Below are 20,430 nucleotides of genomic sequence, written 5' to 3' on the forward strand. Positions count from 1 at the left end.
GTTCCGTCAACTGGCCCAAGCTGCAAGACGCGGTGCATCAACTACCACGCCCGGGAAGACATAGGGCCGATCGTCTTTGTGGCCAAGGACAATCTGGCTTCAGCCCGGGATCCGCACCGGCAGGTTCTCGATGCCGCGGACGAAGCTGGAATAGACCCGCTTCGGCTCGCCGACCACCTCGATGCGGTCGAAGCGCTTCAGCATCTCTTCCCAGACGATCCGAAGCTGCAGCTCGGCGAGCCGCATGCCGACGCAGCGGTGGATGCCGAAGCCGAACGACAGGTGGATGCGCGGCCGCGGGCGGTCGATGATGAACTCGTTCGGACGATCGATCACCTCGTCGTCGCGGTTGCCGGAGACATACCACATCACGACGCGGTCGCCCTTCCTGATCGTCTTGCCGCCGATCTCGGTGTCGACAAGCGCGGTGCGCCGCATATGCGCCAGCGGCGTCTGCCAGCGGATCACCTCCGGCACCATGGTGTCGATCAGTGCGGGATTCTCCTTCAGCTTCCTGAACTGGTCGGGATGCTCGTGCAGCGCCAGCACCGAGCCGCTCATGGTGTTGCGCGTGGTGTCGTTGCCGCCGACGATGAGCAGGATGATGTTGCCCATCAGATTGTCGGGGTCCATGTGCCGCGTGGCGTCGCTATGCGCCATCATCGACAAAAGGTCGTTTCGCGGCGGGGCGTTGACGCGCTCGTTCCAGAGCTTCGAGAAATAGGCGTAGCACTCGTCCATCTCCTGCCGCCGCTGCTCCGGCGAGTTGACGATGCCGCTCTTCGGCAGCGCGGTGGAGACGTCGGACCAGCGCGTCAGCTTGCGCCGCTCCTCCCAGGGGAAGTCGAACAGCGTCGCCAGCATCTGGGTGGTCAATTCGATCGAGACGCGCTCGACGAAGTTGAAGGTCTCGTTGCGCGGCAGATTGTCGAGCACGCTGGCCGAGCGCTGCCGGATCAGCTTTGCCAGCTCGTCGAGATGCGTGGGTGTGAACATCGGCGACACGGTCTTGCGCTGATGGGCGTGCCTCGGCTGGTCCATCGCGATGAAGCTCGGATAGTCGTAGCCGGGCGGCACGTCGCGGATCGAGATGCCGCCGAGCGTGGAGTCCGAGGAGAAGATGCCGTGGGTGGTGTCGACATGCATGATGTCGTTGTACTTCACCACCGACCAGTACGGCTCGATCGGCGCATTGGTGCAGTAGTGCACCGGCTCTTCCTTGCGCAGCCGCTCGAACCACGGCCACAGCGTGTCGTTCTGGAACAGCTTTGGCGCGCCGGGATGAAAATCCCTGAGCGGTGTCGAATACGCTTCCTCGCGGGCCTGGCGCAGCAGCTCGGCCCGGTCGGCACGGATGGCGGTCTGGACGTTCATGTTCCTTGATCCCGGTTGGCTCGCGACGCGTCAGGCGGCGATGCGCACTGGCAGCGTCTCGTAGCCCTTGATGAAGCTGGAATACACCCGCTGCGGCTCCTCCACCACCTCGATGGTGTCGAAGCGCTTGAGGATCTCCTCCCAGATGATCTTGAGCTGCAACTCGGCAAGCCGCAGGCCGACGCAGCGGTGGATGCCGAAGCCGAACGAGATATGGGTGCGCGGCCGGGCGCGGTCGATCAGGAACTCGTAGGGCTTCTCGATCGCTTCCTCGTCGCGGTTGCCCGAGACGTACCACATCACCACCTTGTCGCCCTTCTTGATCTGGCGTCCGCGGAACTCGTAGTCGGCGAGCGCGGTGCGCCGCATATGGGCGAGCGGCGTCTGCCAGCGGATCACCTCGGGCACGAAGCTGTCGATCAGCGCCGGGTTCTCCCGCAGCTTGCGGTACTGCTCCGGATGCTTGCTCAGCGCATAGATGCTGCCGGACAGCGTGTTGCGCGTGGTGTCGTTGCCGCCGACGATCAGCAGGATCAGATTGCCGAGGAAGTTCTTCGGGTCCATGTTCCGCGTGGCGTCGCTGTGCGCCATCATCGAGAGCAGATCGCTCTTCGGCGGCTGGCTCGCGCGCTCCTTCCACAGCCTTGCGAAATAGCTCGCGCATTCCATCAGCTCAGCCTGCCGCTCGTCTTCGGTGGCGACGAGGCCGCCGGCGCCGGGCAGGGTGGTCGCGACGTCGGACCAGCGCGTCAGCTTGCGGCGGTCTTCCCACGGGAAGTCGAACAGCACCGCGAGCATCTGGGTCGTGAGCTCGATCGAGACCTTGTCGACCCAGTCGAACACCTCGCCGCGCGGCAGATTGTCGAGGCACTCGGTCGAGCGCTTGCGGATGTTGGTGGCGAGCTCGTCGAGGTGCGTCGGCGTGAACATCGGCGCCACGGTCTTGCGCTGCGCCGAATGGCGCGGCTGGTCCATCGCGATGAAGCTTTCGCGGCGCAGATCCGGCGGTACGTCGCGGATGGTGATGCCGCCGAGCGAGGCGGCCGAGGAGAACACCGAGTGGTTGGTCTCGATGGCCATGATGTCGTTGTAGCGGGTGATCGACCAGTACGGACCGAACATCGAGTCCTTGCAGTAGTGCACCGGATCCTCGCGGCGCAGCCGGTCGAAATACGGCCAGAAGGTATCGGTCTTGAACAGCTCGGGATTGCCGGGATCGTAGTCCGAAAGCGCAAGCGAATTGGCGCGTTCGCGTGCGGCGTCCAGATTCGTGTTGTCGACGAGATCGATGGTCCCGTGCATGAGCGGCTCCTCAACCGTTTGAGCTGCCGGGGCATGGCCGGCGCGGCATGTTTTACCGAATTACATTCTCATTCCGCGGTTTGCGCAAGGGCTCTCGACGCGCATTTGGCCGCATTGATGTCAGGCCAAAGCGGCCGAATCCGGGCTTTTCCGGCGGGGAGGGGCTGCGGCCGCGACCACGCCCGTTTGAAACGGCGTTTGATTTGGCCGGGCGGCGGCGTGCGAACGGTGCCGGCGCCGTTTATTGACTGCCGGTCTTCTCGCCGGCGGGCTTTTCGCAGGGGTAGGTGTCCTGCATCCCCCACAGCAGCAGGAGAGCGATCACCATCTCACCTTTCGCCGACCGCTTGTCGGCGGACTTGAGCATGATCTCTTCGGTCTGCTCGCTGCTCAGTGCGAGGTCGTCGGGCATGCAGAACAACAATTGGCCGCCATGCCGTTTCAGCCAGGCATTGGACGCCATCAGGCCGCCCCTGACGCCGTCGAGGTACATGTGATTGAAGATGCGCAAATTCTCACTCTTTGGATTGCGATAGGAATCGAGCCGCACGTCGACGGCAGCGGCCGGAGCTGCCGTGAGCGTCAGGAGGCATGCTGACAGGATCCATCTGTTCATCGCTGCGGTTTCCTCGCTTTGCGGCGGCGGCTTCGCCTCCATCGCCTGATCGTTAAGTATGTCATTGCCGCCCGGGGGTTCGACGCCGGCGGTCGATCGAGGACTGCGCGCTTTCCGGCATTGCCGTTAAGGCATGGCCAACCGCATCCCGCCAAAAATCGGCCGGCGATCTCGACCTTGTGTGAAACCTGGATCACACTCGCGACGACAAATCTGTGCTTTTGATACCCAGAGATTGTCCCGCCAGGAGCCATCCCGTGAACGACATGAGCTGGACCCCGCTGGGTCCGCCGCAGCCGCCTCCGCAACCGGCCCCGCCGCCGATGCCGGTGGCGTTTTCAGGGAACCGGAAGGAGTTCTTCCGCCTGGTCGCGCGCGGCGCCGGGCTCGAACTGGTCACGGTCGGCTTCTACCGGTTCTGGCTCACCACCGACATCCGCCGTCATCTGTGGTCGAACAGCCAGATCGATGGCGACGCGCCGGAATATACTGGCCGCGGCAAGGAGCTCCTGATCGGCTTCCTGGTCGCGCTCGCGATCCTGGTGCCGATCTATCTCGGCTATTTCCTGATCGGCATCGAGGCGGAGCATCTCAAGGCGTTCGCCTCGCTGCCGCTGGTCGCCTTCTTCTATTTGTTCGGCCAGTTCGCGATCTATCGCGCGAGGCGTTACCGCCTGACCCGCACGGTGTGGCGCGGCGTCCGCTTCTGGATGAGCGGCTCGGGCTGGGTCTATGCGCTCAAGGCCTCGCTCTGGGGCGTGCTGGTCGTGATCACGCTCGGCCTCGCGCTGCCGTGGCGCGAGGCGGCGCTCGAACGCTACAAGATGCGGCACTCCTATTACGGCGACCTTCAAGGCTCGTTCGACGGCCGCGGCTGGGAGTTCTTCGCGCGGGGCTGGTGGCTCTGGGTCCTGATGCCGTTCGCGCTCTACAGCACGATCTTCGCCCCGTTCGCCTATGCCGCGTTCAAGGCGGTCGAGTGGCGCTGGTGGCTGTCGGGAATCCGCTTCGGCGACGTGAGGCTGGAATCCACGCTCCGCCGCGGCGCGCTGATCGGCCTGTACTGGAAGGTGATCGGCTGGGTCGTGCTGCTCGGCATGGTGTTCGCGGCCTATCTCGCGCTCTGCACCTTGCTGGTCGCCAGCATGGACGGCTCCTCGATCGCGGACTTCTTCAGGACCGAGGCGTTCGCCAAGAGCATTCCGCTGATCGTGCTGCTCGGCATCGGCTACCTCGCGTTTGCGCTGGCGCTGAACGTGGTGTTGCGCGTTTATCTGATGCGCGATCTCTGGGTCCGGGTGCTGTCCTCGACCATCGTGCACAACATCGGCGCGGCCGCCAACGTCACCGCGCGCGGCGAGCTCGCCAACGCGCTCGGCGAAGGCTTTGCCGACGGCCTCGACGTCGGGGGCTTCTAGCTCCATGGAATCCGATTCCGGTCAGACCAATTCCGCGGCGCCGGCTCCCGGCGGCGTCTTCTTCGACGGCCTGTCAAACCGGCGGCGCATCGTCGCACTCAGACTGTCCGACGCACTGGAGATCCGCGAAGACGGCGCACTGCTCGCGCGCTGGGTGTTTCACGACATCCGCCGCGCCGACAGCCCGTCCGGCCTGTTGCGGCTGAGCTGCCTGACCGCACCGCCTTTGGCGCGGCTCGACATCCGCGACGCCGGGCTGATCGCCGCGCTGGTCGCGCGCTGCGATACGCTCGAGGAAGGGCTGCCGAACCGCAGGGGCGTCGCCGCGATCGTCGGCTGGTCGCTCGCGGCCGCGGTGTCGATCGTGCTGGTGGTGCTGTTCGGCGTGCCGCTGGCCGCCGAGCGGCTGACGCCACTGGTGCCCGACTCGTTCGAGCGTCGCATCGGCGATGTCGCGGAGGCGCAGGTCAAGGTGCTGTTCGACGGCAAGCCCTGCAGCAACCCGGCCGGCCAGGCGGCGTTCGCGAAGCTGGTCGGCAAGTTGCGGCAGTCCGCAGGCTTCGATACGTCGGTGCAGTCGGGCGTGCTGGCGACGTCGGTGCCGAACGCCTTCGCGCTGCCCGGCGGCAAGGTCTATCTGTTCGACGGACTCTTGGAGAAAGCCGAGAACCCCGACGAGATCGCCGGCGTGCTGGCGCATGAGCTCGGCCATCTCCGGCACCGCGACAGCATGCGCGAATTGATCCACAACGGCGGCACCTCGTTCCTGATCGGGCTGTTGTTCGGTGACGTCACCGGCTCCGGCGCGCTGATCTTCGCCTCGCGCTCGCTGGTGACGTCGTCCTATTCGCGCGACGCCGAGACCAACGCCGACAGCTTCGCGATCGAGACCATGCACAAGCTCGGCCGTCCGGCCAAGCCGATGGGCGAACTGATGTTCCGCGTCACCGGCAAGGAGGGCGGCAAGGGGCTCTCGCTCGTCTCCAGCCATCCCTTGACCGAGGACCGCCTCGCGCGCATGGACAAGGCCGATGCCGCCAGCCGCCCCGATGGTCCGCCGCTGCTGTCATCGGCCGAATGGCAGGCGCTAAAGGGCATCTGCAGCGGCGCCGGCAAGGTGTGACGGCGCAGCCGCCGACGCTCCCTCGCTACTTCACCAGCCTGAACTTGCCGCCTTCGACCTTGATCAGGAACGCCGAACGCTCGTCATAGCCGTTGTGATCGGTCGGGCTCATGGTCGAGAGGCCGTTGTTCAGGTAGACGTCCTTGCCGCGCTCGAGCTCGTCGCGCAGCGCGGCGCGGAATTCCGCCGTGCCGGGCTTTGCGGTCTTGAGCGCATTCGCCGCCGGCCGCTTGAACAGCGTGACGGCGTCCCACAGATGCGCGCCGAAGATGTTCGGCCTCGAGCCGTTGGCCTTCTCGTAGGACGACACGAACTCGTCGCGCACCTGGCGGAACGGATCGGTCGCCGGCAGATCGTCGGCGATGGTGAAGGCTTCGCCGGTGAAGATCGCGCCCTCGACATTGGCGCCGCCGAGCTTGATGAACTCTTCCGAGGCAACGCCATGGGTCTGGAAGATCTTGCCGGCATAGCCGCGGCTGCGCAGCGCCTCCTGCGGCAGTACGGCGGGCGTGCCGGCGGAGGCGATGAACACCGCTTCCGGATTGGTCGCGATCACCTTGAGCGCCTGGCCCATCGCGCTGGTGTCGGCCCGCGCATAGACCTCATGCGTCGTCACGGTGAGGCCGAGCTGCGGGGCGAGCCGCGACACCTCCTTGTAGTAGCCTTCGCCATAGCCGTCGGAGACGCCGATATAGCCGAGCGTCTTGATGCCGGACTTGGCGATGTATTTCAGGATTGCCGCCGCCATCAGGTCGTCATTGGGCACCACCTTGAACGCCCAGCGGCGGCGGTCGTCCATCGGCTGCACGATCGCGGTCGCCGCCGCGAGCGAGATGATCGGCGTCTTGCTCTCCACGGCGACGTCGAGCATCGGCATGGTCACCGGGGTGAGCGAGGAGCCGATCAGGATATCGACGCCGTCCTGGATCACGAGGCGCCGCGCATTCTGCGTGCCCTTGGTCGGATCGGACTCGTCGTCGAGCGCGATATAGGTCACCTTCTCGCCGCCGATCTCCTTCGGCAGCGCGGCGATGGTGCGCATCTGCGGCTGGCCGAGCGCCGAGCCCGGTCCGGATCCGGACACCACGACGCCGACCTTGATGTCGGCACGCGCGCCCGGCGCAATCAGGATCGCGCTCGCAAATGTCAACAGTCCGGCCATGGCCAGCTTCATTGCAAATCCTCCCAGCAGGTTCTTTTTATCTGCGGCCGATGATAGCCGACCGCCGTCCGGTCGCGCATCATATTGATTCCGCCCGATCCGTCTGTCCCCCTGATTGGGGACACCGGACTGCGCTCGGGCAAGGTTCGCGCGCTCTGCGGCCCGAGGCCTCAAATTGTCCGCGATCGGTTGGGTCGACGGCGCCCGGCCAAATTTCTGACCCAGCTTCGGTTCGGTCCTGAAACTTCGCGTTTACCACTCCCTTAAAGGCCGCGGGAACCAGTTTCCCTAATCGGGCGGCAACGTCTCGCTGTTATTGAAGGATCAGAAAAGGGAGTACGAACATGTCCAGTATTGTTCGGATCCTCGTCTTGATCGCATGTGCACATGCGGGATCCGTGGTTGCGGAAGTGCAGTTGGACGGCGCGCGGTCATCGCCGGCGGTCCACGTCCATGATTGAGCCTCATCCGATTGCGTCCGAGCACGCGCGCGCCATCTGCGAAGAGATTGGCGAACGGCTGCGCCATGCCCTGCGCGGCGATTACGCCGATCTGCCGCCAAGGCTGCGCGAACTGGTCAACGAGCTCGCTCTGCAGGACTGTGAAGCGCCGTCGCTGGTGCCCACGATGGCTGACATGACGAGGCCGCTGGTCGCCGCGGCCTAGGTCATCGCCTCACGACGATCTGCCGATCCGCCGGCGTGCCCTTCAAGAGCGATAATCAATGCACGGAGATCGGACTGAATAACGGTTGGAGAAGCGGTGAAGTCTCCGCTTATTGCACCAGCCTTGCTTTGAAGTAGGGAACAGAAGCCCGCTTACACGTTCTTCGCGACCTTCCGCGTCCGCGTCGGTCCGGCGCCGGCGATCGTCGGCTTGATATTCCATACCGCGCGCACGCTTGCGAAGGCGTGGGCGATCACCGGCTCCTGGCGGCGGGCGGCGAGGCTGGCGAAGGAGAGATCGCAGGTCAGCTTCACCTTGTCGGCGACCACGAACTGATGCGGCCGCGCCATCCGCGGCGCCAGCACGTTGTCGCGTGCGAGGCTGAGGCAGAGGCCGGATTCGACGAAGTCGATCATCGCCTCTTCCTGGTCGGTGTAGCCGATCCGCTTCGGCAATGCGCCGAGCGGACGGAAGATGTCGTCGAGCAGCCGCCGGTGGCCGGAGTGCGGCGGTGTCGCGAGCCAGGGCAGCTCGGCGAGCTCGGCCCAGCCCTTGCCCATCACCCGGTCGCGCCAGGCGATCGGTGCGATTACCCGGTAGTCGTAGCAAAGCAGCGGGGCGAGCTGGTAGCGGCCGTCGACGATGGTCCGTTCGGTGAAGCTGTGATGGACGAGCTGGTCCTGCGGCGTGGCGTCGACATAGTAGCCGACGTCGAGTTCGCCGCGGCCGATCTGCGCCAGCACGTCGTCGCTCACGCCATGACGCAGGAAGACTTCGGTGCGCTGCGAGGACATCGCAAGGCTGCGCACGAACGGCCCGAGCCGGGTGAATTCGGGGTCGAGGATGGTGCCGACGCGCAGCGTGCCGCGCTGTGCCTCGTTCAGCGAGTCCGCCATCGCCTTGAAGTCGGACGCGGCCGCCACTGCCCGGTGCGCCAGCGGCAGCAGCGCGGCGCCGGCCTCGGTCAGGGTGAATCCGGCAGGTGTGCGGTTGAACAGCTGCAGCCCGGTGCTTTCCTCGAGTGCCTTCAGCTGCAGGCTGACCGCGGGCTGGGTCAGCTTCAGCATCGCCGCTGCGCGCGATACCGTGCCTTCACGGGCAACCGTGATGAAGCAACGCAAGGCCTGGGTACGGGGAAGCTCGATCATCGCACGTGCTTATAGCACACTTTTTTGGCGCGCATCCGACCTGAGTCGTGCATTGTCATGCGATTATAATACAACCAATGCGAGAATTCAGGACCGCCACCACGCAACCATGCCTTCGTGCGCGCGGTTCAACAATGACTGTCTCTGGAATACTGGATCGCCCGGTCAAAGCCGGGCGAGGACTACGCAATGACGCTACGTTACGTCGCGCGAGAACCATCCTCGTCGTCCTGGCGAAAGCCGGGACCCATTACCCCAAATGTCAATTGTTGCGCGATGCTGTGGCCGCGATCTCGTTCATCATCAAGTGCGGTGGTCCTGGCTTTCGCCAGGACGACGATTGGGGAGATCGCGCGCTCATTCCATCACCGTCATGCTGAGGAGGCCGCGCAGCGGCCGTCTCGAACCACGACGGCCTGACTGTGGCCGTGTATCCTTCGAGATGCGCGAGTGCGCCTCAGGATGAGGGGACCTGGACTGCTTTCCGACTTCATCGTCGTCCCGGCGAAGGCCGGGACCCATTGCCACCGAAGTTCATTGTTGCGCGATGTCGGAACGACGAGTCCCATCCACAACACCCGCTGCGGCGTATGGGTCCCGGCCTTCGCCGGGACGACGGCTGTGAATGCCGCGAGCGTGTGCGCCGATCGACGGAGGCCGCCACCCTCACTCCAGATGGTTCACCTTCGCCACCCAGGCGCGGACGTCGGCGAGGACGGCGGGCAGCACGGCCTTGACCTCCTGCACGGTCATGCCGGGCTTGATGCGGGGGTCGTAGAGCAGGTTGAGCAGATATTGGTCGTAGACGTCGAAATAGCCCATCGAGACGTTGTCGTTGAACATGGTCCAGGGCACGGTGGCGGTGTCGTTGATCGGGCCGAGCGACTGCAACAGCTCCTCATAGGCGCAGTCGAGGAAGACGAAATCGCCGTTGTCGACGGTGAGGATCACGTCGGAATGCTCGATTTCGTAGTTCTCGTTCTTGCGGAAGCCGGACAGGCATTGCGGGTCGAGCGAGGAGCGGATCTCCCTGGCGCGCTCCTGGCCGTAGAAAGTCGCGATCGTGCGGTACAGCTCGCGGTCGCGCACCAGCTTGACCACGACATTGGCCGCTTCGTTGTTCTCGGTCATCGCGATGTCGAGATGCTGCACCTTGCTGCGGATGTCGGCGACGACCCTGGCGAGCTGGGCCTTGCGGTCGGCGCGGCTGCCGTCGGCGAACACGCGCACCGGACTGTCGTACTTGCGGATCCGGTCGACCCGCCCGGCGAGATGATATTCGGCGCCGAACGCGGTTTTCAGAAAGCCCTCGACGATCTCGGCGTCGGTGAAGACCTTCTTCTCGTTGCGCTGGCGCGCGGCGATCGCCGCCGGTACCTCGGTGGCGGCCGCGGGCACCGCGGCATCTGCGAGGCAAGCGGCGAGCGTTGCGGCGAGAAGGACGAGGATCGAAGGACGGTGCTGGGGCATTGTGACAACGCTGCCGCAAGGTTTGCGGCAGCGCAAGGAGGGATCAAGGCGGCGGGATCAGCGATCTTGCCGAATGGCGGCGCCTGGTTCCGTTGAAATCGACGCGATCAGTTGTTCTTCACCACCACGGTGGTGCCGACCGAGACCCGACCATAGAGATCGGTGACGTCGTCGTTGGTCATGCGGAAGCAGCCCGACGAGACGGCCTGGCCGATCGTCTCCGGCTCGTTCGAGCCGTGGATGCGGTAGAGCGTCGAGCCGAGATACATCGCGCGCGCGCCGAGCGGATTCTCGATGCCGCCGTTCATGTGGCGCGGCAGATCGGGGCGGCGGCGCAGCATCTGCGACGGCGGCGTCCACGACGGCCATTCCTTCTTTGCGGAGATGCGGTGGACACCGCTCCAGCGGAAGCCGTCGCGGCCGACGCCGATGCCGTAGCGCAGCGCCTGGCCGTTCGCCAGCACCAGATAGAGCCGGCGCTCGGCGGTGTTCACCACGATGGTGCCGGGGGCGTAGTTGGTCGGGTAGTTGACGGTGGTGCGCGGGATCGGGCTTGCGCCGCCGCCGCCGAAGAAGCTCGGGGCTTCGGACTGATAGCCGCGGGAGTCGAAGAACTGGGCGTGGGCCTGGCCGGCACCTGCCAGGATCGTGAGCGCGGCAAACATCAAGGCAATCGGGCGCATGGTCGTCGTCCTCGCGAACATATGTAGTCAGAGAGGCCACAATTGCCGGCGTTTCGCAAGCGACGAAGCCGTGACCTCAGGCATTTTCGAACAACACGGTTTAAAAAGGCAACAGATCGGAAGCGATACCTGCATTGTCCGGCCAAGCCTTTGACGAAGCGGCTGAAGAATGGTTGATCTGGAGCGTTTTCGAGCGAAGTGGGTACCGGTTCGCGTCAAGAAAGCGCGACCAAACAAAAGCTGGAGCGTTTTCAAGCGAAGTGGGCACCGGTTCGCGTGAAGAAAATGCGACCAAACAAAAGGATACGAGCATGATCCGATTCAATCGGATCGGATCATACTCTGAGCGACCTCAAGAACATCTCGAAACGGGAGCGAGAGCATGAATGGTGCGGAAAGTCTGGTGCGGACATTGGTCGCAGGCGGCGTGGATGTCTGCTTTACCAATCCCGGCACCTCGGAGATGCATTTCGTCGCGGCGCTGGACAAGGTCCCGGGCATGCGCTGCGTGCTCGGTCTGTTCGAAGGCGTGGTGACCGGTGCGGCCGACGGCTATTTCCGCATGAAGGGAACGCCGGCCTCGACGCTGCTGCATCTCGGGCCCGGCCTCGCCAACGGCCTTGCCAATCTGCACAACGCCAAGAAGGCGCATTCCGGGATCGTCAACATCGTCGGTCAGCATGCCACCTACCACATCGGTTACAATGCGCCGCTGACGTCCGACATCGAGGGCCTGGCGCGGCCGATGTCGTCCTGGGTGCGCACCTCGCCGGATGCCAAGTCGGTTGCGGCCGACGGCGCGGCCGCGATCGCCGCCGCCAGGAGCGCGCCGCCGCAGATCGCAACCCTGATCCTGCCGGCCGACACCGCCTGGAACGAAGCCGACGGCATCGCCGAGGTGCCCGTGGACACGCAGCGCCCGAGCTATTCGCCGCAGGCGGTCGATGCCGCGGCGAAGATCCTGCATGGCGATGCCGCGCATACGCTGCTGCTCGTCACCGGCAGCGCGCTGACCGAGCACGGGCTGGCGCTCGCCGAGCGCATCGCCGGCAAGACCGGCTGCACGGTGATGGGCCAGACCTATCACCCGCGCATGGCGCGCGGCCGCGGCCGCTTCTCGATCAACCGCATTCCCTATGTGATCGAGCAGGCGTTGCCGATCCTGAAGAAATTCCGTCACATCGTGCTGGTCGAGGCCAACGATCCCGTGGCGTTCTTCGCCTATCCGAACAAGCCGAGCATGCTGAAGGCGGAAGGCTGCGAGGTGCATCGCATGACCGCCTGGGGCGAGAATTCGGTCGCGGCGCTCGAGGCGCTCGCGGGCGCGCTGCATGCGACCGCGCAGGACGTCAAGCCGCAGCAATTGCAGGAACTGGTCAAGCCGACCGGTGCGCTCGACCACGCCACGATCGCGCAGGCGATTGCGTGCGCGATCCCCGAGCACGCCATCATGGTCGATGAATCCGTCACCACGGGCCGCGGCTTCTTCCCGCCGACCGCGGCGGCCGCGCCGCATGACTGGCTGCAGAACATGGGCGGCTCGATCGGCTTCTCGACGCCGGTGGCAACCGGCGCGGCGGTCGCCTGTCCGGACCGCAAGGTGATCTGCATGGTCGGCGACGGCAGCGCGATGTACACGATCCAGTCGCTGTGGACCCAGGCGCGCGAAGGGCTCAACGTCGTGACCATTGTGTTCGCCAACCGCATCTATCAGATCCTGCGCGGCGAGTTCGACGGCGTCGGCGCCGGCGAGCCGGGCAAGCGGGCTCAGGACATGCTGAAGATCGACCGGCCGACGCTCGACTTCGTCGCGCTCGCCAGGGGCATGGGGGTACCGGGCAGGGCGGTGACGACGGCCGACGAGTTCAACAAGGCGCTCGCGGAAGCCGTCGCCGAACCGGGACCGCGGCTGATCGAAGTGCAGATGTAGGGGCGTAGCTGAAGGGCCGCGGCGGCGGCCCAGTCCAGTCGGAGGCGTCGATGCAGACCGAGCTGAACAAGGTGATCGCCGCCGTGGAGGAATTCTATGCGCAGGAGATGTTCCTGCTGGAGCGCGATCTTGGCGAGCGAACGCTCACTCACCGGCTGGCGGTCTATGTCGAGCGGCAATTTTCCGGCTGGCAGGTCGATTGCAACTACGACCGGCTCGGCGAGCGCACGCTGCGGCTGCCGCGCGGCTCGGGGAGCTCGACCGACGACCATCTTGGCAAGTCGATCTATCCCGATATCGTCGTGCATCAGCGCGACATCCCGAACAATCTCCTGGCCATCGAACTGCGCAAGGACAGCAATCACCAGCCGATCGAGCACGATCAGCGCAAGCTGCAGGCGCTGACCGATCCGAATGTCTGGTTTGCCTATGCGATGGGCGTGCTGGTGATCGTCGGACAAGGCGGGGTGAGCTTTACCGAGGTCTATGCCGGCGGAGCCATCGATAGCGCGACTTCGCTCTGGTTTGCCGAGCGGCTACGCGAGAGCGGGCTCGCGAACAGGGGCGACGATGGCGCTCCGCATTAAGTCTATCGGTGAATCTTTCCTCGCGTTTGCAGTGATAGCCCGTTTGGATCATGCGTCGCCCCTGCACGCGCGGCACAACAGAAGGTGCGGGAGGTGGAGCAATTCCTGGAGCTGGTGGTCAATTTTCAGAACGATCCGATGGCGGTGCGGATTATCAGCTCCGCAACTCTTTCGCTCCCCCTCCCGCACTTGAATTCGTTGGTCCGACTTTCGCTGGTCCAGCTTGCCCTGATCAAACTTCCACTGCCCCAGCTTCCAACGCGCCAACTTCCACTACCCGAGGTGGTCGGCGCACTTGATTGCGACGCGACGGGCCGAAGCAGCACCCGCACCGACACAGTAAAAAAGGCCGCCTTCGGGCGGCCTTTTCCGTGATCGCCAAGTCCGCGATCGCCAAGTACGTGATCGCCAAGTAGATCACCGAGCGCGATTGTTTCTGTTTATTGCTTGGTGGCATCGCTGCCGGTCGTGGCGGCGCCGGTCTTGGCACCGGTCTTGGCGCTCGATTTCTTGGCGGTCTTCTTCGCTTTCTTCGGCGCCTTGGCCGCCTCGCCCTTGGTCGCGGTGTCGCCGCTTTGCGCAGCGGGGGCCGGGCTCCCGCCCGCCTTGTCCTGCGCGAGCGCGGTGGACGAGACGAAGGCAAGGGCGGTGGCGGCGAGGATCAGTGTTCGCATCGGATGTTCTCCCAAGTTGGTTTCCGGCGAGCCTCAACGGGACAGAATGTCGCAGGGTTCCGCGGCACCGATCAGCAATCCGTGAGCTCTGCGTGAACGGTATGGCCGCCGCGGAACCGGGAACCGGGCGCCGCGTTATCTGGCCCGGCAGGAGTTCCGAGGAGAGACGCCATGCGCTGGCGGTCAATGACGGAAACCACCAATACGGTGCTCGACACCGCCCCCGAGGACACCTTCTACGCGGCGGGCTGGACCATCAGCGGCGTGGCAACGCTGGCCACCATCGTCGCGATCTGGATGTTCGGGATCTGAGAGCGAACGATCGACGACAAGGCAACCGGTGCGCTATCGCCGGCGGCCGGGCCACGGCCTGGGTCGTCCGCTATTTCCGCAGAATTGCCAGCGCTTCCCGATAGAGCTGCGAGAAACAGACCAAGAGCGCGCTCGACAGCAGGAACATCGCCAGGCTGTCATAGTCGCCGGCCGTCGGCCAGCCGAACTCGAAATAGGGCGGCATGAACGCCCACCAGACGATCGGTACCGTGATGATGGTCGCAAACGCGCCGGCGGGCGCGCCGCCCATCAGGCCGGCGATCAGGATCGCCGGCACGAAGCCCGCGAAATAGAACTGCATGCCGAAGCTCGAGAACATCTCCTGGGTCGCGGTGGCCAGCACCACCGCAAGCAGGGCGACGACGAATGTCGACAACGACCAAGGCCGCAGCTTCAAAATGTAGTCGTTGCCCTTGCGCATCCAGACTCCGGCCCCCGCGAGTTCCGGGAAGGTAGCCGAGGAGGCCTGCAAACAAAACCCGTACGATTCCGAGGGGCAGGGTTGTGCTCGATACAGTGAAAAGGAACCGGCCCGGTCAAGCCGCCGCCGCATTGTCGCGCATATTGCATTGCGGCACGGTGATTGGGGGCAACACGATGCTTGAGCTTCTGATTGTCGCTCTCGTCGCCGGGATCGGTTTCATCTCGGGGTACGGCGCACGCGAGCTGATCTCGCGCCGGCGGCGGGGATCCGCCTCGCGCGCTCACGTTCGTGCGCCGCAGGTTCGCGCCGCGAATGACGACAGCTCCGCCTCCGGCTGGTATCGGCGGGCCGGCACGCAGCACGCCGATCACGCCATCCCACCACCCGACGAACTCGACGGCGCCGTTCGCGACCTGCTCGGCGAGCTCAGCCGGCGCAACGCCAAGCCGTCATCCGCACCGCAGCGCCGCCGGCAGTGAGCCGGAATGCCGGGCCGCATCGCCGAGATCGGCGCCGCTGGCCTGCCGGTGTTTTGCGCGACGAGTTAATCAAAATTCGGAAATGGCGTAACCCGTTGATCCGGCTCGCCTCGGCTACTTTGCATGGGGTTGTTTTCGACATTTTTGTGAGGCGGTCCCGGAGGACAGCAGAATGTCGACAATCGTTCGCATCTGGCAGAGTTCAGGAGGCAGGATGGTGGACGCACAAGGGATCGAACCTTGGACCTCTCCCGTGTGAAGGGAACGCTCTCCCGCTGAGCTATGCGTCCGGGATGTGACGTGCCAAAGGCCGCTGGTCGGCGGCCGGTCGATTAAGGCGCTTCGTCAGAGCGTGCGATTTACGAAGTGCCGGGTAGGGGTGTCAAGCCAAACCCTGCGGGAATCAGGCGCCTTGCTGGCGGGCGCGGGAGGCGTGTGACTGCAGCGCCCGGATGCGCTCGGCGAGCGTGCCGCCGCCCTCGGGTAACCCGCTGCCCGGCGAGACGCCGTTGGCGGGCTTGGCAGCCGCCTTGGCCGGCACCGTCGGCTCCGCCGCCAGCATGGCCTCGATCGCCGAATTCGGGCCCTCGAGTTGGATCGCGAGCTTGGCCACCTCGGCGGCAATGTCGTTGATGCGCTCGCGCAACAGCGCATTCTCCATCCGCTCGGTCGCCCAGGAGCTCTCGGCCTGCTGCTGGATCGCGTTGATGTCGCGCTGCAGCTTGCCGCGCTCGTCGCTGACGGTGCGCAGCTGCTCCTCGACTTGAGCCTTCTCCTGCCGCAGCTTGTCGAGCGCGGAGGATTTGCCGCCGCCCGCTGCCGCGATCTCCTCGCGCAGCTCCTGCACGGTCCGCTCGGCGGCGGCGTTGGCCTGCTTCAACTGGCCGTTCTCGAATTCGCGCTCGGCAAGCAGCTTGCCCTGGGTCGCAAGCCGCGTCTCAAGGTCGTTGACCCGGTTGCCGAGCATCTCGGCTTCCTTGACCTGGGCGACGAGCTGGCGGTCGAGATCGGTGACGCGCTGGCTCAGATTTTCGACCCGGCCGCGCGCGTCGGTGAGGTCGCGCGTCGCGGTTTCCGACTGGCTGCGCTCCTGGGCGAGGCGGGCTTCGGTTGCCGCGAATTCCCTGGCGGCATCGCCGACCCGGTTCTTCAGCTCCTCGACCTGGGTCCGCACCGCGACCAGTTCGATCTGGCGGCTGTCGGCGGTCATCGCGCGGTCGTTGAGCTCGGCGTTGATCTTGCCGAGCTCGCCCTGCTTGTCGGTCAGCGCCTGCTCGGCGTTGCGCAACAGCTCGGTCTTGGCCGAGAACTCTTCCTCGGTGGCGCGAAGCTGATCCTTCATCGCCTTTTCGCGCGCTTCCAGCGCGAAGATCGCGGCGTTCTTCTCGCCGAGCTCGATCTTCATGCGGTTGATCGCATCGGTCTTCTTGCCGAGTTCGGCGAGCTGGCTCGTGGTCTTGCTCTTGAGCTGGTCGACGCTCATCTCGAGCCGGCGAGCCGACATGGCGAATTCGGCGCGGAGCTGGTCCTTGTCGGCCTGGATCTCGGCCATCGACAGCGGGGTGGCCGCCTCCATGCGGCGCGTGGTCAGCCGCACCGCCCGGTTGTGCACCAGCGGAACGATCATCAGGCCGCACAGCATCGAGATCAGGAAACCGATCGCCGCGTACATGATCGGCTCGATCATGAAGGGTCACTCCAAGAAAAGAAGGAATTTGTTAATCACAATGCCACGGCGGGCCGGCCAAAGGCCAGCCCGATTGCCGCGTTAACCTGAATTGCTAACCGTGCCGGAGCGCCGGCCTCATCGCCCGATCAGGGCTGCGACCTCGTGCTTCGTTCCGATTGAATCGGAACGAGGCTCTGGATTCTGTCCTGACGCGTTTTCTTGATGCGAACCGGCGTCCGCTTGGCTGGAAACGCTCTAGAACGGGTTCCAGGTCGCGCGCGGGGTGAATTTGAGATAGCCGACGCTGGCGCCGAGCCGCAAGCCGATGCCCGAGCGAATCGGGACCAGCACGATGTTGTTGGCGGTCAGCGCCGTCATGCCGAAGCCGCCGACGATATAGGCCGAGCCGTCGATGCCGACGAAGCGCTGATAGATCGCCTGGGTCGAAGGCAGGTTGTAGACCAGCGTCATGGTCCTCGCGCCGTCGCCGCCCCAGTCGAAGCCGACCGAGGGACCCTGCCAGTAGACCCTGAGGTCGCCGGCGTTCTTGGTGTAGAGCGTGCCTTCGCCATAGCGCAGCCCGGCCACGAAGGCGCCGGAGCCTTCCTCGCCGAGCACATAACCATTGGGCAGGCCCCACTGGCTGACGGCGCGCTCGATGACCGAGGCGAGTCCGCGCGAGACATTGCCGAAGAACTTGTGTCCGGCATTGACCAATTCGTCGGGCCCGTAAGTATACGGGGTCGGCTCACGCTGTGGCGGCGGATATTGCGGTGGCGGGCCCTGCTGCGCGGACGCCCCTGCGCTCCAGCACATCAGCGCGGCAAACGCGACCGCGGCAAGGCGTGATGCGAAAGTCATTAAGAACCCCTGCTATCGAAATCCGGGCGCTGCCCTTTAACCTGATGCCAACAGGCACGGCTCTAGGTTGCGCCCGGTGTCCCCTCGACTCGGATGTTATCGGTATCAACTATGACGGCACAACGGCAGGAAAGATATGGATCGTGCCGGGGGATGGCGTTTTTCGGCCTGTTGGCGGGCATTTTGGCGGCCATCTGGCCGTCCTTGCCTGTTCAGGCCACCACAACCGAGCGCGTGGTGACGAACCGCTACTCCGGATTGGCGATCGAGGGATTCGATCCCGTCGCCTATTTCACCGACGCCGCCGCCACCCAGGGGCGGCCGGAATTCGAGGCGGCGGAGAACGGCGTGGTCTGGCGTTTCCGCAACGAGGGCAACCGCGCTTCGTTCGTGGCGCATCCCGAAATCTATGGCCCGCAATTCGGCGGTTACGATCCGACCGATCTGGTGCGGGGCGTCACCTGCGCGGGCAATCCGCGATTCTGGGCCGTCGTCGGGAACAGGCTTTACCTGTTCAACCGGGAACGCAGCCGTGACGTGTTCGCCGCCGATCCCGCGCGCTTTTTGAAGGAAGCCGCGGCGCGTTGGCCGGAGCTGGAAGACAATCTCGCGCAGTGATCACGGCGCCGCGGCCGGATCGCCCGAGGCAATGAATTCCGGCACCAGGAAGTCTTCGCGGCCGAGCCCGAAATGCAACGGGCTGCCGTTCGAATCGGTGACCTTGCCGCCGGCCGCTACGACGACCGCGTGACCTGCCGCAACATCCCACTCCGATGTCGGCGACAGGCGGGGATAGATATCGACTTCGCCCTCGGCGACACGGCCGAATTTGACCGCCGAGCCCAGCACGGCGCGGACCGCGTTGCCGCGCGCGTCGATGAAGGCTTCGGTGCGCGCATCGCCATGCGAGCGGCTCACTGCCACCGTCCATGGCGCGCCGCGCGGCGGGCAGGGACGGGTCTTGATCGGCACCGCCTGCGAAACCGCGCCGCCCTGCAGCGTCAACCGCTCCGCGCCCTTGCCGACGATGCCGCGCCAGATCAGCCCGAGCGCCGGTGCGCCGACGATGCCGAGCAGCGGCACGCCTTGCGTGACCAGCGCCACATTGACGGTGAATTCATTGCGGCCGGCAACGAACTCCTTGGTGCCGTCGAGCGGATCGATCAGGAAGAAACTGTCTTTATAGGGCGGCGTCGCCAGATGGACGCGCTCCTCGGACAGCAGCGACACCTGCGGCGCGAGCCGCGTCAGCCCTTCGACGATGATGTGGTCGGCGGCGAGATCGGCCTCGGTGACCGGCGACCCATCGTCCTTGCCGGCAACATTCATCGTCGAACGATTGACCGCAAGAATCGCGTCGCCGGCGCGGATCACCAGTTCGGTCAGTGATTCGAGCAGCGTCGCGGCGGCCTCGCAGCCGATCAGGGACGGCTTTGCCTTATTCATGTGCGGGTCTCATGTCAGCGGGTCGCATATCCTGTTTGTGTTCCCTGAGATCATGATGCGATGACGGAGCATCGCATCATGATCTCATCTCCTTGTTTGAGCATGATCTTTTCGGAAAACCGGTTTCCACTTTTCCGGATCATGCTTTATCAGTCCCGCCGCAAGCTGGCAGCATCCGTCTGCGCGGTGTATCAAGCCGACAGGCATGCGTGATTCGCACTCCTCGGTCGGCGTGCGGCTTTCCAGGAAACAATTGATGTCTGGCACTTCGTCTCCCGGTCCCGCTCCCGATGCGCTCGAACTCGCGGCGCTCTTGTGCTCGCGGGTCTGTCACGATCTCATCAGTCCGGTCGGCGCGATCGTCAATGGGCTTGAGGTCCTTGACGACAATCCCAAGCCCGAAGATCGCGACTTCGCGCTCGATCTGATTCGCAAGAGCGCCAAGACCGCTTCGGCGCGGCTGCAGTTCTGCCGGCTGGCGTTCGGCGCGGCCGGTTCCTCCGGCGCGCAGATCGACCTCGGCGATGCCCAGAACATGGCGAAGGGGCATATCGAGGACGGCAAGGTGACGCTGACCTGGAATTTGCCGCGGCTGCTGTTGCCCAAGAACCGGGTCAAGCTGCTCTTGAACATGCTGGTCATCGCGCAGCAGACCATTCCGCGCGGCGGCACGCTCACCATCGACCCGGTCGGCGAAGGCGAGGCGATGAGCTTCCGCATCACGGCTGCGGGCCTCAATGCGCGCGTGCCGCAGAACATCGTCGATCTCCTGAATGCGACCTCGTCGAACACGGTCGATGCGCATGCGGTGCAACCGCACTACACCCGCCTGCTGGCGGAAGCCTGCGGGCTGAAAGTGACGCTCGCGCTCGACGGCGACAAGGTCATCATTGCCGCGTCCTGACCGCGGCCGCGCCGATATCATTAATCAAAGGTTACGACCGGCCGCGCGATTCGATCGCGCGGCCTTATCTCTTTGTTGATCCCGTTCCTTTCCATTTGCTCAACCAAACTTAAACGCTTTGCGGAGAAGCTGACTTGAGTTCCGTCAGGCGCGTCGATGTT

22 protein-coding genes and 1 tRNA gene are annotated in these 20,430 nt (G+C 64.9%); 10 read left to right on the plus strand and 13 right to left on the minus strand.

Annotation, left to right across the window (positions count from 1 at the left end; genetic code table 11):
* Positions 1 to 99: 99 nt before the first annotated feature.
* From Q2M23_RS08540 to Q2M23_RS08550, 3 genes are all read right to left on the minus strand, one after another.
* Complete coding sequence (locus tag Q2M23_RS08540; protein WP_316395320.1) at positions 100 to 1,374, minus strand: cytochrome P450; 1,275 nt, start codon at positions 1,372 to 1,374, stop codon at positions 100 to 102.
* A 30-nt stretch (positions 1,375 to 1,404) separates the two neighbouring features.
* Entirely contained in the window at positions 1,405 to 2,676 is a 1,272-nt protein-coding gene (locus tag Q2M23_RS08545) for a cytochrome P450 (protein WP_316395321.1), read from the minus strand.
* 241 nt (positions 2,677 to 2,917) lie between these two features.
* Entirely contained in the window at positions 2,918 to 3,292 is a 375-nt protein-coding gene (locus Q2M23_RS08550) for a hypothetical protein (protein WP_057019327.1), read from the minus strand.
* Between the two features lie 266 nt (positions 3,293 to 3,558).
* On the opposite strand from Q2M23_RS08550, the gene Q2M23_RS08555 reads away from it, so the two are divergent.
* Both Q2M23_RS08555 and Q2M23_RS08560 read left to right on the plus strand, forming a co-directional pair.
* Positions 3,559 to 4,710, plus strand: coding sequence for a DUF898 family protein (locus Q2M23_RS08555; protein WP_316395346.1), 1,152 nt, complete (start codon positions 3,559 to 3,561; stop codon positions 4,708 to 4,710).
* 4 nt (positions 4,711 to 4,714) lie between these two features.
* The gene (locus Q2M23_RS08560; RefSeq protein WP_310880176.1) at positions 4,715 to 5,833 is read left to right on the plus strand and encodes a M48 family metallopeptidase; all 1,119 of its coding nucleotides are present in this window, start codon (positions 4,715 to 4,717) and stop codon (positions 5,831 to 5,833) included.
* Between the two features lie 25 nt (positions 5,834 to 5,858).
* Here the strand turns inward: Q2M23_RS08560 and Q2M23_RS08565 are convergent, their stop codons facing one another.
* The gene (locus tag Q2M23_RS08565; RefSeq protein WP_316395322.1) at positions 5,859 to 7,007 is read right to left on the minus strand and encodes an ABC transporter substrate-binding protein; all 1,149 of its coding nucleotides are present in this window, start codon (positions 7,005 to 7,007) and stop codon (positions 5,859 to 5,861) included.
* A gap of 441 nt (positions 7,008 to 7,448) precedes the next feature.
* On the opposite strand from Q2M23_RS08565, the gene Q2M23_RS08570 reads away from it, so the two are divergent.
* Positions 7,449 to 7,661, plus strand: a complete 213-nt coding sequence (locus Q2M23_RS08570; protein ID WP_253625692.1) for a hypothetical protein — start codon at positions 7,449 to 7,451, stop codon at positions 7,659 to 7,661.
* A gap of 152 nt (positions 7,662 to 7,813) precedes the next feature.
* On the opposite strand, the gene Q2M23_RS08575 is transcribed toward Q2M23_RS08570, so the two are convergent.
* From Q2M23_RS08575 to Q2M23_RS08585, 3 genes are all read right to left on the minus strand, one after another.
* Complete coding sequence (locus Q2M23_RS08575) at positions 7,814 to 8,809, minus strand: LysR family transcriptional regulator (protein ID WP_057019300.1); 996 nt, start codon at positions 8,807 to 8,809, stop codon at positions 7,814 to 7,816.
* A gap of 666 nt (positions 8,810 to 9,475) precedes the next feature.
* Positions 9,476 to 10,279: a DUF2927 domain-containing protein gene (locus Q2M23_RS08580; RefSeq protein WP_316395323.1), complete on the minus strand. Its 804-nt coding sequence runs from the start codon at positions 10,277 to 10,279 to the stop codon at positions 9,476 to 9,478.
* A gap of 107 nt (positions 10,280 to 10,386) precedes the next feature.
* The gene (locus Q2M23_RS08585) at positions 10,387 to 10,962 is read right to left on the minus strand and encodes a L,D-transpeptidase (RefSeq protein WP_038378145.1); all 576 of its coding nucleotides are present in this window, start codon (positions 10,960 to 10,962) and stop codon (positions 10,387 to 10,389) included.
* A gap of 382 nt (positions 10,963 to 11,344) precedes the next feature.
* Here Q2M23_RS08585 and Q2M23_RS08590 point away from each other — a divergent pair, with 382 nt between their 5' ends.
* The 3 genes from Q2M23_RS08590 to Q2M23_RS08600 all read left to right on the plus strand — a co-directional run bounded on the left by Q2M23_RS08590 (position 11,345) and on the right by Q2M23_RS08600 (position 13,854).
* Positions 11,345 to 12,892 (plus strand): acetolactate synthase large subunit, encoded by a 1,548-nt coding sequence (locus tag Q2M23_RS08590; RefSeq protein WP_316395324.1) that lies wholly within the window; start codon positions 11,345 to 11,347, stop codon positions 12,890 to 12,892.
* 50 nt (positions 12,893 to 12,942) lie between these two features.
* Positions 12,943 to 13,479 carry a hypothetical protein gene (locus tag Q2M23_RS08595; RefSeq protein ID WP_316395325.1) on the plus strand — a complete coding sequence of 179 codons (537 nt, stop codon included), beginning with the start codon at positions 12,943 to 12,945 and terminating at the stop codon, positions 13,477 to 13,479.
* A gap of 93 nt (positions 13,480 to 13,572) precedes the next feature.
* Positions 13,573 to 13,854, plus strand: coding sequence for a hypothetical protein (locus Q2M23_RS08600; protein WP_316395326.1), 282 nt, complete (start codon positions 13,573 to 13,575; stop codon positions 13,852 to 13,854).
* A gap of 65 nt (positions 13,855 to 13,919) precedes the next feature.
* Here Q2M23_RS08600 and Q2M23_RS08605 read toward each other — a convergent pair whose 3' ends face one another.
* Positions 13,920 to 14,153, minus strand: coding sequence for a hypothetical protein (locus tag Q2M23_RS08605; protein ID WP_253607299.1), 234 nt, complete (start codon positions 14,151 to 14,153; stop codon positions 13,920 to 13,922).
* Between the two features lie 171 nt (positions 14,154 to 14,324).
* Here Q2M23_RS08605 and Q2M23_RS08610 point away from each other — a divergent pair, with 171 nt between their 5' ends.
* Positions 14,325 to 14,465: a hypothetical protein gene (locus Q2M23_RS08610; protein ID WP_168858519.1), complete on the plus strand. Its 141-nt coding sequence runs from the start codon at positions 14,325 to 14,327 to the stop codon at positions 14,463 to 14,465.
* A gap of 70 nt (positions 14,466 to 14,535) precedes the next feature.
* Here the strand turns inward: Q2M23_RS08610 and Q2M23_RS08615 are convergent, their stop codons facing one another.
* The gene (locus tag Q2M23_RS08615) at positions 14,536 to 14,907 is read right to left on the minus strand and encodes a DUF4118 domain-containing protein (RefSeq protein ID WP_057019306.1); all 372 of its coding nucleotides are present in this window, start codon (positions 14,905 to 14,907) and stop codon (positions 14,536 to 14,538) included.
* Between the two features lie 176 nt (positions 14,908 to 15,083).
* Between Q2M23_RS08615 and Q2M23_RS08620 the strand changes: the two genes are divergently transcribed.
* A complete protein-coding gene (locus tag Q2M23_RS08620; protein WP_057019307.1) occupies positions 15,084 to 15,389 on the plus strand; it encodes a hypothetical protein in 306 nt (101 codons plus the stop codon).
* Between the two features lie 215 nt (positions 15,390 to 15,604).
* On the opposite strand, the gene Q2M23_RS08625 is transcribed toward Q2M23_RS08620, so the two are convergent.
* The 3 genes from Q2M23_RS08625 to Q2M23_RS08635 all read right to left on the minus strand — a co-directional run bounded on the left by Q2M23_RS08625 (position 15,605) and on the right by Q2M23_RS08635 (position 17,919).
* Positions 15,605 to 15,679 (minus strand) — tRNA-Val (locus tag Q2M23_RS08625).
* Positions 15,680 to 15,792: 113 nt separating this feature from the next.
* On the minus strand, positions 15,793 to 17,076 hold the full coding sequence (locus Q2M23_RS08630) for a hypothetical protein (RefSeq protein ID WP_057019308.1): 1,284 nt from the start codon (positions 17,074 to 17,076) through the stop codon (positions 15,793 to 15,795).
* 237 nt (positions 17,077 to 17,313) lie between these two features.
* Positions 17,314 to 17,919 carry a DUF1134 domain-containing protein gene (locus tag Q2M23_RS08635; protein WP_016843676.1) on the minus strand — a complete coding sequence of 202 codons (606 nt, stop codon included), beginning with the start codon at positions 17,917 to 17,919 and terminating at the stop codon, positions 17,314 to 17,316.
* Positions 17,920 to 18,072: 153 nt separating this feature from the next.
* Here Q2M23_RS08635 and Q2M23_RS08640 point away from each other — a divergent pair, with 153 nt between their 5' ends.
* Positions 18,073 to 18,537 (plus strand): YHS domain-containing (seleno)protein, encoded by a 465-nt coding sequence (locus Q2M23_RS08640; RefSeq protein ID WP_057019309.1) that lies wholly within the window; start codon positions 18,073 to 18,075, stop codon positions 18,535 to 18,537.
* On the opposite strand, the gene cysQ is transcribed toward Q2M23_RS08640, so the two are convergent.
* Positions 18,538 to 19,365, minus strand: a complete 828-nt coding sequence (gene cysQ / locus Q2M23_RS08645) for a 3'(2'),5'-bisphosphate nucleotidase CysQ (protein WP_253638925.1) — start codon at positions 19,363 to 19,365, stop codon at positions 18,538 to 18,540. It lies immediately after the preceding gene.
* A 256-nt stretch (positions 19,366 to 19,621) separates the two neighbouring features.
* Between cysQ and chpT the strand changes: the two genes are divergently transcribed.
* Positions 19,622 to 20,269, plus strand: a complete 648-nt coding sequence (gene chpT, locus Q2M23_RS08650; protein ID WP_092090064.1) for a histidine phosphotransferase ChpT — start codon at positions 19,622 to 19,624, stop codon at positions 20,267 to 20,269.
* Positions 20,270 to 20,430: the final 161 nt, after the last annotated feature.

It is taken from the genome of Bradyrhizobium sp. 33ap4, assembly GCF_032654765.1.
GTDB classification, from domain to species: Bacteria; Pseudomonadota; Alphaproteobacteria; order Rhizobiales; family Xanthobacteraceae; genus Bradyrhizobium; species Bradyrhizobium australafricanum.